The organism is Brevibacillus reuszeri, assembly GCF_002897295.1.
In the GTDB taxonomy this organism is placed as follows: Bacteria; Bacillota; Bacilli; order Brevibacillales; family Brevibacillaceae; genus Brevibacillus; species Brevibacillus reuszeri_A.
Genome location: NZ_BEXF01000020.1, coordinates 23850 through 38356 on the forward strand (window position 1 = coordinate 23850; position 14507 = coordinate 38356).

At 46.4% G+C, this 14507-nt stretch carries 13 protein-coding genes; 9 read left to right on the forward strand and 4 right to left on the reverse strand.

Translation table 11 applies throughout. The features are described from left to right. Positions 1–5 precede the first annotated feature (5 nt). Positions 6–1463, reverse strand: coding sequence for a copper amine oxidase N-terminal domain-containing protein (locus C3B52_RS25320; protein ID WP_103109166.1), 1458 nt, complete (start codon positions 1461–1463; stop codon positions 6–8). A 399-nt stretch (positions 1464–1862) separates the two neighbouring features. Between C3B52_RS25320 and C3B52_RS25325 the strand changes: the two genes are divergently transcribed. Next, a complete protein-coding gene (locus tag C3B52_RS25325) occupies positions 1863–3341 on the forward strand; it encodes an Lsa family ABC-F type ribosomal protection protein (RefSeq protein ID WP_103109167.1) in 1479 nt (492 codons plus the stop codon). A 209-nt stretch (positions 3342–3550) separates the two neighbouring features. Here the strand turns inward: C3B52_RS25325 and C3B52_RS25330 are convergent, their stop codons facing one another. Further along, positions 3551–4087, reverse strand: coding sequence for a superoxide dismutase family protein (locus tag C3B52_RS25330; protein WP_103109168.1), 537 nt, complete (start codon positions 4085–4087; stop codon positions 3551–3553). 248 nt (positions 4088–4335) lie between these two features. Here C3B52_RS25330 and C3B52_RS25335 point away from each other — a divergent pair, with 248 nt between their 5' ends. The 7 genes from C3B52_RS25335 (at position 4336) to C3B52_RS25365 (ending at position 11422) form a co-directional block, all read left to right on the forward strand. Next, on the forward strand, positions 4336–4791 hold the full coding sequence (locus C3B52_RS25335; protein ID WP_103109169.1) for a GNAT family N-acetyltransferase: 456 nt from the start codon (positions 4336–4338) through the stop codon (positions 4789–4791). 132 nt (positions 4792–4923) lie between these two features. After that, positions 4924–5601, forward strand: a complete 678-nt coding sequence (locus C3B52_RS25340; protein WP_103109170.1) for a response regulator transcription factor — start codon at positions 4924–4926, stop codon at positions 5599–5601. After that, positions 5598–7022, forward strand: a complete 1425-nt coding sequence (locus C3B52_RS25345) for a HAMP domain-containing sensor histidine kinase (protein ID WP_103109171.1) — start codon at positions 5598–5600, stop codon at positions 7020–7022. The genes C3B52_RS25340 and C3B52_RS25345 overlap by 4 nt, the downstream gene beginning before the upstream one ends. Positions 7023–7142: 120 nt before the next feature. Beyond that, positions 7143–8267 carry a Fe(3+) ABC transporter substrate-binding protein gene (locus tag C3B52_RS25350; RefSeq protein WP_103109172.1) on the forward strand — a complete coding sequence of 375 codons (1125 nt, stop codon included), beginning with the start codon at positions 7143–7145 and terminating at the stop codon, positions 8265–8267. A 2-nt stretch (positions 8268–8269) separates the two neighbouring features. Further along, positions 8270–9925 (forward strand): ABC transporter permease, encoded by a 1656-nt coding sequence (locus C3B52_RS25355; protein WP_103109173.1) that lies wholly within the window; start codon positions 8270–8272, stop codon positions 9923–9925. Continuing rightward, positions 9922–10563 carry an ABC transporter ATP-binding protein gene (locus C3B52_RS25360; RefSeq protein WP_103109174.1) on the forward strand — a complete coding sequence of 214 codons (642 nt, stop codon included), beginning with the start codon at positions 9922–9924 and terminating at the stop codon, positions 10561–10563. Before C3B52_RS25355 ends, C3B52_RS25360 begins: the two co-directional genes overlap by 4 nt. A 136-nt stretch (positions 10564–10699) precedes the next feature. Continuing rightward, the gene (locus tag C3B52_RS25365) at positions 10700–11422 is read left to right on the forward strand and encodes a DsbA family oxidoreductase (RefSeq protein ID WP_103109175.1); all 723 of its coding nucleotides are present in this window, start codon (positions 10700–10702) and stop codon (positions 11420–11422) included. Positions 11423–11592: 170 nt separating this feature from the next. On the opposite strand, the gene C3B52_RS25370 is transcribed toward C3B52_RS25365, so the two are convergent. Further along, the gene (locus C3B52_RS25370; RefSeq protein ID WP_103109176.1) at positions 11593–12540 is read right to left on the reverse strand and encodes a Gfo/Idh/MocA family protein; all 948 of its coding nucleotides are present in this window, start codon (positions 12538–12540) and stop codon (positions 11593–11595) included. Between the two features lie 106 nt (positions 12541–12646). Between C3B52_RS25370 and C3B52_RS25375 the strand changes: the two genes are divergently transcribed. After that, entirely contained in the window at positions 12647–13603 is a 957-nt protein-coding gene (locus C3B52_RS25375) for a helix-turn-helix transcriptional regulator (RefSeq protein ID WP_103109177.1), read from the forward strand. A gap of 29 nt (positions 13604–13632) precedes the next feature. Here the strand turns inward: C3B52_RS25375 and C3B52_RS25380 are convergent, their stop codons facing one another. Further along, entirely contained in the window at positions 13633–14463 is an 831-nt protein-coding gene (locus C3B52_RS25380; protein WP_103109178.1) for a siderophore biosynthesis protein, read from the reverse strand. Between the last annotated feature and the right edge of the window lie 44 nt (positions 14464–14507).

Genomic DNA, 14507 nt, shown 5'->3' on the forward strand with positions numbered 1-14507 from the left:
TTGTGTTATTTGCTGATAATGACAGAGTTAGAATAATTATCCCAGCTTACTGTAGCCCCAAGTGCTTCACTGACAAAGCGAATGGGAACCATAGTCGTCTGGTTATTATACAAGATGGCAGGCACGTCCATCGTAATTGGCAGGCCGTTTTTATAAGCGATCTTGGAGCCGATCGTCAGCTTGATGACATCACCATCTGTCGTTGCCGTGACACTTTCCGTTGCTTCATCCCAGTCTACTTTTGCGCCGAATGCCTCAAACACTGCGCGCATAGGAACCAGCACTCTGGAGTTGATTTTGACTGGCGGCTTGCTGTAGGTTTGCAATTGACCGTCGATAAAAACGATGATCTGGCCGGACAGGTTCACCGTGTAGTAGGTTGCTTCCGATTGAATCGTTTGTTGGCTGAAACGATCGTAAATCGACAGCGTCAGTGTATAGCGGCCTGTAGGCAAGTTCAAATTTTTCGCAACGAGAGATGGATTTTTCGGATCGATCAGCAAATGCCGCACTTCTTTTCCATCTGCATTGCGCACGATAAAGTAAAAGTCGTACTGATCCAGAACATCTTGTTTCCCGCGCAATGTTATCGTGATCACACCAGAAGAACTAATCGTGATGTTGCCAGGGAAGGATTGCCCCATCCCTAAGCCGAGGTCGATAAATTCGCTCTGAATCACCCAGGTAACTGCATTCGACAAGGTTGTTTTACCAGAGAGCGTCATCTCCAGCTGCACCTTGTATGTACCCGGTTTAAGTGAGATGCTGCGCGATGAAAACTGCTGTTTCTTTGTTCCCAGAGCGGTGCGTTTCACGACCTTGCCATTTTCGTCGATGATGAGAAGAGAAAACTTTGCTTTTGCATATTCTGCTGTCAGATTGAGGTTAATCAAAATGTTATCTTCTTTAATGTCGATGTAACCAGGAAAATCGGAGCTGGGAATCTCGTCAATGGTGATTTCGTACGAATCGGATTGTAGAGTAGCACGACCGCACTGGGTATCTGTTATGACTCCCGTTAATTTATTCCCGGACGTTGTCTCGGGGCGAGGATCGTAGTTGCTAAGCTCCAAATAGAATTCATAATCCCCAGCCGGCAGTTTCAGACTCTTTTGCGGTACATGAATCCAACCGGATTTTATTTTCACTTCTATTTCTTTACCTTCCCTGTCTGTAGCAGGAGCCGTAAAGATTTTTGATTCATCAATGGAAGTAATGCGGATACGCGCTTTTTCATTTCCACGCGAATCTGTGGCAACCAGGTACATAAACTCGGTAAAAGCAGGCTCTGCCTCGATATACGCAGTCAGTCCCTCGTACTCATCGTAATCAACTTCACCAAATAATGGTGGCAAATAATTGCGTGTCACATAGCAGAATGCGTCTGCTCGGCTCGGTCCGAATGTGGAGAACAAAAGCAGACAAGCCATGAGCAGTCCAAACCATTTTGTAAAAGATTTCATGCTGTTTATCCCCTTTGGAAAAGTGGCAACCTGTATTGATCGGTACAACGATCTATGCCATCCGGGTCTATTTACCCACTTTTTAAAGAGTTAAAACATGATACGGACTGGAATGCTCTGAATTTTATTGTAGAAATTAGAAATTGGGTATGATAAAATACGTGTAACTTAATGAACGGAGCTGAAGTGGATAATGTAATCAAATCTTGCTTATAAAATAAAACAAAAAAGCGATATGTTTCGCCTGTTTTATTTCTTATATGCAAGAAGGTTACTTTATCTTTCACTCAATATATCCTTATCTGACGCCAGTATTGGGTTAGATTTGCTGTATTTATTTGAGCTACAAGAAAGTAACTTTCTTGTAGCTTTTCTATTTTTTTACAGGGGGATAACTCTATGTCATTAATCAATGTTACAAACCTGACGTTTGCCTACGAGGGTAGCTTCGATAACATTTTTGAAAATGTAAGCTTTCAAATCGATACAGATTGGAAGCTCGGATTTACAGGAAGAAATGGTCGTGGGAAGACGACCTTCATGAACCTGTTGCTTGGTAAATACGACTACAGCGGAACGATTTCTGCCCATGTCCAATTCGAGTATTTCCCATTTCCGGTTGAAAACAAGGAAAACAATACAATGGATGTAATCGCCGATGTACATCCCGACTACGTTCACTGGGAGCTCATGCGCGAGCTATCTTTACTGGGGGTTTCGGAGGAGGTTCTATATCGACCTTTTGATACCTTGTCCAACGGCGAGCAGACAAAGGTGCTCTTGGCAGCGTTATTTCTAAAGGAAAATAGCTTCTTGCTCATTGATGAACCTACGAACCATCTCGATATGCATGCAAGAAAGCTTGTCAGTAATTATCTCAAAAGCAAAAGTGGATTTATCCTGGTATCTCACGACCGATCCTTCCTGGATAATTGCGTGGACCACATTCTTTCCATCAATAGGACGAACATCGAGGTGCAAAAAGGGAATTTCTCGGATTGGTGGGAAAACAAGCAGCGACAAGACAACTTTGAGCTTGCCGAGAATGAAAAGCTGAAAAAAGACATCAAGCGCTTGTCAGAATCCGCGAAACGAACGAGCCATTGGTCGGATGAAGTGGAAAAAACGAAAAACGGGACGAGAAATTCCGGTTCCAAGGTAGACAAAGGATATATCGGTCACAAGGCTGCCAAAATGATGCAGCGATCAAAATCAATCGAGCAAAGACAGCATTCAGCCATCGATGAAAAATCCAAGCTCCTGAAAAATATCGAAAAACAGGACAGTCTAAAGATCTCACAGCTTGCTTATCATAAGAACCAGCTTGTTGAGCTCGATAATGTGTCAATTTCGTATGGGGAGAACGAGGTGTGCAAGAACGTCAGCTTTTCAATTCAGCAGGGAGAGCGGATTGCGCTTTCAGGAAAAAATGGTTCCGGCAAATCAAGCATCATCAAGCTGATATGCGGCGAGGACCTGAGCTATACGGGCACGTTCAGAAAAGGAAGTCAGCTGAAAATATCGTATGTCTCCCAGGATACTTCACACCTACGAGGCAATTTAACAGACTACGCCAGAGACAACGGAATTGACGAAAGTCTGTTCAAAGCGATTTTGAGAAAGCTTGATTTCTCCAGAGTCCAATTTGAAAAGGATATTTCCGCTTACAGCGGCGGCCAGAAAAAGAAGGTGCTGATTGCCAAAAGCCTTTGCGAGAAAGTTCATTTGCATATTTGGGATGAACCACTGAATTTTATCGATGTCATCTCGCGCATGCAAATAGAAGAGCTGCTGCTTGAGCACTCTCCAACCATTCTGTTTGTGGAGCATGACAGTGAGTTTTGCAAAAACATCGCGACGAAGGTAATTGAGCTGTAGGTTTGGAAAGTCCCGTAAATAAAAGCAGCGACAGTCCAGGAGCATTTTTTCGCTTCCGAGGCTGTCGCTTTTTCAACGTATAGGAATTTATAAGCGTATGACGCTTATGAATACCGGAGCGCATGTAAACATTCCGCTAAACGCGGTCGCTCCTCCTTGAGCAAGCCTCGATAGAGGTTTTCTTATGCTATCACTCGCTATCGGTCTATCTACCCTGCTTGGATAACGCCACACGCGAGCCGCTTGCCGCTGTTGCCTGCTGGCTGTGAACGAAAGTCGTCCGGGCTTTGATGAATGATAATGGATTTTCCGATGACATCTGCCGCTCTGAATTTATTCGTGAAAAAATTCATTCGCGCATAGCCATTATTGGAAAAAAGTACGGGAAAGTCGCCAGCATGATTGCCGTGGGGCTGATGGGTCGGATTCCAATGCCCGTCTGCTGAGGTAAACGGATCATCGGGATTTCCTACGGTGCAAACCCCTTTATCGTGCACATGGAAACCGAATGGCCCGATTTGCGGTCTATCCCCGGAAGCAGGCTGAAAAGTGGGGAGTCCGCTCACCTCTACATACACATCAGTCCCGTATGGCACATCGGTAAATACGACATAGCCGTTCAAATTTGGCGCGAGGGGGCCGCCGTGGATTTCGGCATAGGATTGAGTCGGCTCCTGCTCATATTGGGAGGATACGGTTTGCGGATAGAATCCATAATCGTATCCGTATGGCTGATATCCGTACATGACACACTTCACCTCTTGGTTAGGATCGTATTGATTTCTATCCTATGTGCCCAGTAGGCGGTGTGTTCCTGAGCTTTCCTGTAGGACGTTTCTGTTAGTCAGAAAAAAATGGTATATTATAGGCATCTTTTTGCAAAAAAGGAGGCGTTCATTATGACAAACTACATGATTGCTTTGATGAAAAACGACAAGGGGATAACGCCTCAGTAAGCTAGCAGCGTTTCCCCACAGCTGAAAGGGGAAAGGGAATGGGTACAAATCCAGTAGAGCTCGTAGAAGTAAATGCGGACAATTGGTATGAGTGCTGCCTGTTGGAGGTAGCGAAAGAACAGAAGGAATTCATGGTGCCGAACGCAGTGTCGATTGCACAGACAAAATTCGAGCCTTCGCTAAAAGCATTGGCAATAACCGTAGAAGAGAAGATCGTTGGTTTTTGCATGTACAATACAAGGCAAGAAGAGCTGGACGGGTATTGGATCTACCGAATCATGGTGGATAAAAAATACCAGGGCCAGGGCATCGGATCGGCAGCTACAAAATTATTGCTGGCTGAAATGGCAGCATTGCCTCAGGCGAAAAAAATCGTTGTCGGATATCATCCTGAGAACAAGGGAGCCCATCGTCTATACGCCAGCTTAGGATTTTGTGATGAGGGACACCGCTTTGGGCAAGAAATGGCAGTCATTCGCTATATCGCGGACTAAACGGAGAAGGGGCCAATATTGGTCCCTTTTTTTGTAAATCAGAAACAGGGACAAATCAATTGACGGTGAAAATGATTATCAAATACAATCAGATGGACTTAAGGCGAGGAGTATAGAAAAGGCGGGTCGAGGATGAAAAAAATTTTGCTGATTGAAGATGAAAAAAATATGGCTCGCTTTATTGAGCTTGAGCTGCGTCATGAGGCTTTTCACATCACCGTTGTCTATGACGGAAAAACAGGAATGGATTTGGCACTGAAGGAAGAATGGGACGTCATCCTGCTGGACCTGATGCTCCCTGGCGTAGATGGCTTGGAAGTGTGCCGAAACATAAGAGCGGTGAAAAAGACACCGATTATCATGCTTACCGCCAGAGACAGTATTACGGATCGTGTATCGGGACTGGACAGCGGTGCCGACGATTATATTCCTAAACCCTTTGCCATTGAAGAGCTGTTGGCGCGAATCCGGGTTGTCTTTCGCAGGCAGGAAGAGCAGGAGACCATTTCGCGCCCGCTGTTGACACATAAAGAGCTGCAGGTCGATTTGGATGCGAGAGTCGTTAGGAAAGGCGATCAGTTAATTGATCTGACCAAGAGAGAGTATGACCTGCTCGTCACCTTCATGAAAAATGTGAACCGGGTATTAGCCAGAGATATGCTGCTGGACAATGTGTGGGGATTCGAAGCGGCAGTAGAAACCAATGTGGTCGACGTGTACGTACGCTATTTGCGCAATAAAATTGATAGTCCCAAGGAGCCAAGCTATATTCAAACCGTTCGTGGCATTGGCTACGTGATGAGAAAATGAACAGAAACGTCATTTCCTTTTCGCAGATTCCCATCAAGTGGAGGCTGACAATCTGGTCTTCTGTGCTCTTGTTTCTCGTGTTTATTGCCTACAATGCGTTTCAGTATTTCTTTATCGAAAAATGGATGATGAAGCAAGAAGAGCAATTGATCCAACAAACGATGCGTGACATCATCAACTACTCGTTAGAAAAAGAGCTTTCGTTTAAAGAAGCGGAATTAGCCCAAATTCGTGGCTTTCTGGAGCGAATGAATCAAAAGGACCAGCTTATCCGTATCCTGGATGAAGACGGGAATCCACTGATGGTCGTGTACGACGATTACCAAAACAAAAGGCTCCAGTCCGTCCCTGTTTTTCACTATGACCACGCGACAACCGAGTATGTAGACGGGAACCTCGTGATGGGAAGCGGACCGATTACGATCTTTCAATTTACGGGTACGGTTGAGATTGTAAAAGACATGCAAACATATGAACAGCTCAGTGGCGCCTTGTTTCAGGTCATGGCGTTTGGCTGTTTGGGGGCAATCGTGATCAGCGGATTGGGTGGCAGACTGCTAGCACGTCAGCTGCTTAAGCCTCTACAATCGATGAATGAGACGATTCGCAAGATCAAGCAAAAAGGGCTTCAGGAGCGTGTAGAATTTTATGATAATCAGGATGAAATCGCGAGCCTGATGAAAATGTTTAATAAAATGATGGATCAGGTAGAGCGGTCCTTTAGGCAGCAAAGGCAGTTTGTCGAGGATGCCTCGCATGAGCTGCGAACACCACTTGCGATTATCGAAGGACATTTGGCGATGTTACGGCGGTGGGGAAAAAACGATCCGGCTGTGCTGGAGGAATCCCTGCACGCATCGATTCAAGAGCTGACACGGCTCAAAGGGCTGGTTCAGGAGATGCTGGAGCTCACGCGGGCGGAGCAGGAATTACAAGAGCGTGAGCCGAGATTGCCTCATCCAGCTCAAGCGCTTCGCCGAATCATCCGCAATATTGCTGTGCTGCACCCAGCCTTTCAGTTCGCAGAGGACGTAGATGCATTAGATGGGATGACCTTGGCAGTATGCGAAGAGCATTTGGAGCAAATTTTGCTCATTTTGCTAGATAATGCGGTGAAATATTCCGGTGAGAACAAACGGGTAGAGATTAGCGCCGTTTTGAGGCAGCAATCGGCGCGTATTTCGATCAGTGACAGAGGCATAGGAATTCCGGAGCAGGATTTGCCGTATGTGATGGATCGGCTCTATCGTGTGGACAAGTCGAGAAGTAGTGAGCAAAGTGGGCACGGACTTGGGCTGTCTATCGCCAAGCGACTGGTGGAAAAATACGACGGATCGCTTACGATCCAAAGCATAGAAGGTAAAGGAACGACGGTTTCGTTACTGCTGCCGATCGTAATGGAAGAGGGAATACTCTCGTAGAAAATGTTTTTTTCATTTTCACAGCGTTTTCTCATTTTCGTCAGATACAATAGTCATCGTTGAACTAATTGACAATGATTTTCATTATTAAATTCGTACGAGAATGGAGAGATCAGCTTCATGAGAAAAAAATCCATACTAGGACTCATGCTTTTTACGATGATGACCTTGCCATTCATGGCTGGCTGCGGCGCTAATCAGGCAGCGAACAATAATACAGCTACATCACAGCCACAGGCCGATGCCAATGCGGCAGGCGCAAACGCAACGGAGCCAGCTAAAAAAGACGGAGAGCAAGTCGTCAACGTATTTACGGCAAGACATTACGATGTAGACGGCAAGGTATTCGCTGAATTCACCAAGCAAACAGGCATTAAAGTAAATGAAGTAAAAGGCACAGCGGAGGAGCTGGTTGAACGCTTGAAGCGTGAGGGTGAGAGCTCCGAAGCAGATTTGTTCATTACCGTTGACGGCGGAGTATTGAACTATGCCAAGCAAAATGGCGTGCTCCAACCGATTCAATCTGCCGACGTAGACAAAAATGTACCAAAAGAATTGCGGGATAAAGACAGCGAATGGATCGGGATGGCGACACGCGCACGGGTTATCGTATATGCCAAAGATCGGGTGAAGCCAGAACAGCTGTCTACGTATGAAGACCTGGCCACCGACAAATGGAAAGGAAAAGTGCTGGTGCGCTCCTCCTCCAATTTGTATAACCAGTCACTGGTTGCTTCTTTTATCGAGCTGAATGGTGAGCAAGAGGCAGAAGCATGGGCAAAAGGTCTGGTGAACAACTTTGCACGCAAGCCTGAAGGCGGAGACCGGGATCAGGCAAAAGCGATCGCAGCCAAGGTTGGCGATGTTGCCATCATGAACACGTACTATGTAGGACAGATGCTGCATTCCAAAGACGCTGAAGAAGTGAAGGTCGCTGAGAACATCGGAGTCTTCTTCCCGAATCAGAATACGACTGGCACTCATCTGAATATTAGTGGTGTTGGTCTTGCGAAGCATTCCAAGCATAAAGACAATGCGGTAAAGCTGATCGAATTCATCACGGGTAAAGAAGGACAAACCATGCTGACACAAGGTAGCTTTGAATTCCCTGTGAACCCGGAGGCAGACAAGCCAGCATTGCTAAAAGAGTGGGGCGAGTTCAAAACACAGCAGCTCGATTTTGCCAAGCTGGGAGAGCATAACAAAAAAGCGGTTGAATTGCTGAATAAAGCGGGCTGGAAATAAGCATGATCGGATCAGCGCTCTTGAGAAATTTGAGACGGAATATGAATGGATGGGTAACATTGAGCGTAATAGGGGCCTTCTTGGCCCTTCTTCCGTCTCTTTATATTTTGTTCGGACTTTTTCAAAAAGAAACTGAAAACTGGCAACACATCCAGGAATACATGCTGGTCGATTACGCCTTGCAATCGCTTTGGCTTGTACTCGGGACTGGCGCCTGTACGATCATCGTCGGCGTGACATTAGCTTGGTTAGTAGCGGCTTATGATTTCCCTTTGCGCCGCCTTTTTAACTGGGCTTTTGTGCTACCGCTGGCGATTCCGCCTTATATTGCAGCTTATACGTACGGTGCCATGCTCAGCTATACGGGAAGTGTCCAAACCTTCTTTCGCAATTCATTTGGTTGGACCCCTGACCAGCGCTACTTCGACATCATGTCGATGAAGGGTGCCATTTTTATTTTCACTCTGTTTTTGTTTCCGTACGTGTACCTTATCACGAAAACATTTTTAGAGAAGCAGAGTGCAGCTTTTATTGAAAATGCAAGACTGCTGGGGAAGAATTCGTTTCATACATTTTTCGTGATTGTCATGCCGCTCTCCCAAGGGGCAATTGTCGGCGGTGCCAGTCTTGTCGCCTTTGAAGTGCTTAACGATTTTGGGGTCACGAAGCATTTTGGGATATCGTCGTTTACGACTGCGATCTTCAAAACGTGGTTTGGGATGTTTGACGTGGATTCGGCGATCCGTTTGGCAGCATGGCTGATGAGCTTTATTATCGGATTGTTCGTCATCGAAAGGCTGCTGCGCAAGCGTAAAAAATTCAGCTCTCCGACAAGCAAGATGAACCCACTGAAACGCCGCAAGCTAAAAGGTGTGTGGAAATGGGCGGCAATGGCATTGGGGCTCGTGGTGGTGTCCTTGTCTTTTCTTATTCCTGTGATTCAACTCGTCGTATGGGCGACGTGGACGTATGAAGACGTATGGAACTCAGGCTTTACGGAGCTCCTTTTCAATACACTGTCTGTTTCTATTGTTTCGATTTTCATTTTGATGCTGCTGGCGGTTATTGTAGCCAACGTCATTCGCTACGCTCGCGGCTCTACCTTTTCGCTCATGCTGACCCGCTTTATTTCCATGGGCTATTCCATACCTGGAGCGGTTTTGTCCATTGGCGTGCTCGCTGTAGTCATCTCAGTCGATCAAAAGCTGAGCGGCGTTTACGGGTGGCTGGGTCTTGGCGAGGGTAAGCTGGTGCTCAGTATGTCCTTGTTCATGCTGATTTTTGCTTACATCATTCGCTTTCTTGCAGTTGGCTATAACGCGGTGGAGGCAGGTTTTGAGAAAACAGGAAACCGCTACTCGGAAGCCTCGCGTTTGCTTGGGCTGGGCATGACAAAAACCTTTTTTAAAGTGGATTTGCCTTTGATCAAAGGGGCGGTTTTCACCGGCTTTGTTTTAGTATTCATGGAGATCATCAAGGAGCTGCCGCTCACTCTCCTGCTGCGTCCATACAACTTCGAGACATTGGCGACAAAAGCGTACCAGTACGCCAGCGATGAACAAATTCACCAAGCCTCGATTCCGTCCCTCTGTATTATTGTGGTTGGGATTGTCTCTGTTTTTTTCTATCACTGGTTAGGAGAGAAACAAGCAAAATGACTTATTTTCAAATGGAAGCGATATCGTTTGGTTATGGGACAGGGAGTCGGAATGTCATTCAAGAGTTTACGATGCGAATGGAGCAGGGAGAGATTGTCGGGATATTGGGACAGAGTGGCTGCGGCAAAAGCACCCTGCTGCGGCTGATTGCAGGGCTAGAGGAGCCAAAGGCAGGACGCATCGTGATGGATGGACGAATCTTGGTTGATCAGCGCCAATTCGTAGAGCCGGAGCGACGTGGAGTCGGTATGATCTTTCAGGACTACGCGCTGTTTCCTCATTTGACTGTCGAACAAAATATATTATTTGGGCTACACGGATTATCTAAAAAAGAGCGCGGGCTGCGTCTGACTGAGATGCTGGAGCTTGTACAGATGCAGGAGTACAGCAAGCGATATCCTCATGAGCTGAGCGGCGGGCAGCAGCAGCGTGTTGCATTTGCCCGGGCATTGGCTCCGCGACCAGCGATTCTTTTGATGGATGAGCCCTTCAGCAATCTGGATGCAGAGCTAAAAAACAAAATACGTGAAGACTTAAAGCAGCTGCTGCGAGCAGCTAACATTACCTCCATTTTGGTCACGCATGACAAAGAAGATGCCCAAACAATCTGTGATCGAATCATTCGAATCACACGCTAGTGCCCGTGCAAAGTACAGACTCCCTCTCCAAAGTGCAAGGCTTGCGGGGGAGTTGTTGTATAATGTATTGGTAGAGATTACAGTTTCCGGGCATCTTGTGGGTATAGATGGCCATCTTATAGGAGGAGAAGTACGAATGAAAGTAGAGATCTGGTCTGATTTTGCCTGCCCGTTTTGTTATATTGGGAAAAGACGCTTTGAGGCAGCCCTGAGTCAATTCCCGCACAAAGAAAAGGTAGAGACAATTTTCCGCAGCTTCGAGCTGGACCCGCATGCCAAACGGGATACCAATGAAACCATTTACGACATTTTGGCGGCCAAATACGGAATGCCTGTGGAAAAAGCAAAGGGCATGACAGAACAAGTGGCACAGCAAGCCAAAGAAGTAGGCTTGGAATATCATTTTGACACGATGATCCCAACCAATACGGCTGACGCTCATCGACTCGCTCACTATGCCAATGCGCATGGAAAAATGCCAGAAATGATCGAACGTCTGTTGAAAGCTTACTTTACCGATTCGCTGCACTTGGGTGATCATCAGGTACTTGCAAAGCTGGCTGCTGAAATCGGTTTGGATCAGGAACAGACGCTGGCGATGCTGGCAGGGGATGAATACAGCGAGCATGTACAGGCAGACAAGCAAAAAGCTGCTGCTCTGGGCATCAATGCTGTTCCGTTCTTTGTGTTTAATGACAAATATGCCGTATCCGGTGCACAGCCAGGCGAGGTCTTTTTCAATGTGCTAAACAAAGTGTGGGAGGAAGAGAGCGCTGCTCCTACCTTGCAATTTGTGCAAACAGATGAAAAGAAAGATGCTGACGGTGACAATTGCGCGGATGGTTCCTGCAAGCTCTAACTATTGTCTGTCCTTGGCCTGCCCCTCAATTGCTTGTGCTTCACCTGCTGTTCAAGCTTTTCTGTCCGGAGCCAAAAGCTGTTACGAAAGCAATGAATAGCTAATGTAATAGAAAGGGGGCAAAGCCGAATCGGGCTTGCCCCTTTTTCAATAAATCGGAACGAATTGAATCACGAACGAGGAAGTGCAGCCAGTCGATCTTTTACCTGAAAGCCCAATTCAATTGCGCGAATCGCCTCAGTGAGCGAGAGCATCGATTCGCAATCGTTTTTCAAACACCAGATAGCATGCTCCAGACTTTTTGCATAAGGATTGGCAGATTCCAAGATGATCTCTTCTCTCCCCGTTTCAGTGTAGGCATACAAGCTGGCATTGTCCTCGCCATTTGTGTCGCTTTCATGATAGACCAGCTTGGCCTGCTCAAAATAGGCTTCATAACCGACCGTAAACGGATAGGAGCGCGGCATTTGGGAAGAGGTGATGATTTCTGCGTGTGCCTCGGGATAGCTGAATAGTGCTCGTACGAGTGATTGCTTCTTGTCCGGTGCTTCCTGACCGTAAACGGTATGATGGTCTGGAATCCCGAAAAGCCACGTGACAAAATCCAGTTCATGAATCATCAGCTGGATCACAATCGAGTCAAGACCAAGATCGCCCCACAGCGGAGCCGTTTCTCTCTTTAGGGAAAGAGACAAGAGCCGACCGTATTTTTGCTGCTGGCATATGGAGTGCAGATAGGCATAAGCCGGATCGAACTTGATAAACTGATTGACCAGGATTCTCTTGGATGAGCGTTCCTCAGCACGCTTCATCACTTCCACATCTCCCGGACTGAGGCAAAGTGGAGTTTCACAAAAGACATGCTTGCCCCTTTCAAGTGCTTCCACCGCATATTGTCTATGCAGCGTGGAAGGCAAACAAATATCAATCAGGTCAATGCCTGGGTCCGTCATTATTTTATCGATTTGGGTCGTTGTTTCTACCCCTAGCTCATGCTGCAGCTCTTGCAGCTTTTTTTCGTTTCTGCCAAAAACGACGATACGGTCAATCTGGTTCATCTTTTTCAATAGACGTGCATGATACGAGCCGAAGCCGGTACCTAAAATACCCACATTCATCCAAGCAACCCTCCTTTTTCCTTATCGTAACGCACAATTGTTGACAACTGATTGTCAGTAATAGAAAGATAGGGGTAAGACTAGTCGAATAGGGAGGGGGCTTGCCATGAGATTACATCGATTGATCGCAATCTTATTGCTCATCGAATCAAGGGGGCAGATGAAGGCAAAAGACCTCGCTTATGCTTTGGAAACGTCGGTGCGCTCAATCTATCGAGATGTGGATGTGCTGGCAGAAGCGGGAATCCCGATTGTGGCGAGATCCGGTCCAAACGGAGGCATCAAGCTGATGGATGGGTATACAGTCAATCTGAAGCAGCTGAACGGCGAGGAAGTCATTCATCTCTATTTAACGGGCATGGGCATATATGCTGGAGGACAGACCGAGACTGGATTGAAATTAAAAAACGCACTGTTAAAGCTGGAAAAAACGCTGCCGGAGACATATCTGGCTGATATCGAGAAAGCAAAAACCCGTTTTTATTTTGATGATACGCCTTGGTGGACAGAGCGAGCAGTGATTCCGTGTCTTGAAGCGATGCGAGCAGCAGTGTGGCGATCCTGGAAGCTGCGTATTACCTATCAAAAAGTAGGCGGCGATTGCTCCACACGCCTCGTCCATCCGTATGGACTCGTGGTGAAAAAAGCAGACTGGTATCTCGTAGCTTTTTGCGAAGACATAGGCGAATTACGGACGTTTAAATGTGAGAGAGTCATTGCGGTTGAACAAGTGGAGGAGTCGTATGAGATTCCGGAGGCATTTTCACTAGAGGATCATTGGAACAAGCAAGGGGTGCTTTTCAAACAAAACTGTAGGGAGAAGGAGTTTTATCCAGTTACGGTCAAGCTGCATGAGTCGAAGCGGGCACTTATGCACAAGCTGGACGTGATTGAATCACGACAGGCAGAGGATTATTGGCTGCTCGCTATCAACTGGTACAGTCACGAAAGAGCCTGCCAGGAAATAGTCGATTGGCTCGGTCATATCGAAGTGATCGAGCCAGTGCTGCTACGAGATTTTGCAAAAGAAAAGGTCAGGGAATTGTTACGTCTGTATTCATAAAAGGGCGGTATTTCGAACCTGATAGGATATTAGGTGTATTCAAAACAAATGACGGCTTTCTTTAGCTCCTGATCGTAAAATAAGTGGACGGAGCCTGCGCCGTATGCCTGGAATAAGTAACCTGTCAGAGTGCCTATGTAAGTAAATACTTCTCCGTTTTCCTTGAGGGGACGATTGATGAGGTTGGTGTTTTCAAACTGGCGCATCTCCTCGATGGATACGTCGTATTCCTGCATAAATTTTTGGGTCTCATCGGATTGAAACGCAACATCGTCCAGGATTCCATTGATCTCGGGATACGAAAAGCCCCAGCCATCTATTCTTTTCTTTTCGATGTCTGCGATCAAGTCATCGACGGAGTCAAAGGTTTCTCCAATGCTGGAGAAGGGATAAATGGCTTGATGGAGCTCATAAAATTTCTTGCGGCTGTTATAGTCATTTTCGTTTTGAAGATAGGCTTGCTCCAATTCACTTAATTGACCGAGATCTTTTCTTAGCCGTAAATATTGCTTGTCTCCCGCTGCCTTTAATTGTGCATACTCAGCTTCCTTTTGTTCTTGTTGATTCAAGAGGAAGTAGTTCCAATCAGCCTCGAATGTATATTTCCCATTGCTGACATCAAAGCCCAGCATATCCTCCTTGGTGTAGGCGGTATGGTACTCCTGCGTGTCTTCTCCTACACAGCCTTCATAGATTTCCTTAACAGACACAATGTGCAGCCATTCGTCCAGCTCAGGAAAAACACATTGCAGGTTGATGGAGCACAGGGGTAGGAAGTGCTTTTTGCAGTTTTCGAGATCATCAGCAAAAACGTCTACGTAAGCAGGAAATGGCTTGAGGCACGATTCAGGAATGTTCATCTTTTTTGAATCCTCCTTTTGGACAGGTAGAAAAACGGCTCTGA

Bases quoted from the DNA above. Each gene is read 5' to 3' on its own strand.
- C3B52_RS25320 (WP_103109166.1), bottom strand. From the start codon at position 1,463: ATGAAATCTTTTACAAAATGGTTTGGACTGCTCATGGCTTGTCTGCTT.
- C3B52_RS25325 (WP_103109167.1), top strand. From the start codon at position 1,863: ATGTCATTAATCAATGTTACAAACCTGACGTTTGCCTACGAGGGTAGC.
- C3B52_RS25330 (WP_103109168.1), bottom strand. From the start codon at position 4,087: ATGTACGGATATCAGCCATACGGATACGATTATGGATTCTATCCGCAA.
- C3B52_RS25335 (WP_103109169.1), top strand. From the start codon at position 4,336: ATGGGTACAAATCCAGTAGAGCTCGTAGAAGTAAATGCGGACAATTGG.
- C3B52_RS25340 (WP_103109170.1), top strand. From the start codon at position 4,924: ATGAAAAAAATTTTGCTGATTGAAGATGAAAAAAATATGGCTCGCTTT.
- C3B52_RS25345 (WP_103109171.1), top strand. From the start codon at position 5,598: ATGAACAGAAACGTCATTTCCTTTTCGCAGATTCCCATCAAGTGGAGG.
- C3B52_RS25350 (WP_103109172.1), top strand. From the start codon at position 7,143: ATGAGAAAAAAATCCATACTAGGACTCATGCTTTTTACGATGATGACC.
- C3B52_RS25355 (WP_103109173.1), top strand. From the start codon at position 8,270: ATGATCGGATCAGCGCTCTTGAGAAATTTGAGACGGAATATGAATGGA.
- C3B52_RS25360 (WP_103109174.1), top strand. From the start codon at position 9,922: ATGACTTATTTTCAAATGGAAGCGATATCGTTTGGTTATGGGACAGGG.
- C3B52_RS25365 (WP_103109175.1), top strand. From the start codon at position 10,700: ATGAAAGTAGAGATCTGGTCTGATTTTGCCTGCCCGTTTTGTTATATT.
- C3B52_RS25370 (WP_103109176.1), bottom strand. From the start codon at position 12,540: ATGAATGTGGGTATTTTAGGTACCGGCTTCGGCTCGTATCATGCACGT.
- C3B52_RS25375 (WP_103109177.1), top strand. From the start codon at position 12,647: ATGAGATTACATCGATTGATCGCAATCTTATTGCTCATCGAATCAAGG.
- C3B52_RS25380 (WP_103109178.1), bottom strand. From the start codon at position 14,463: ATGAACATTCCTGAATCGTGCCTCAAGCCATTTCCTGCTTACGTAGAC.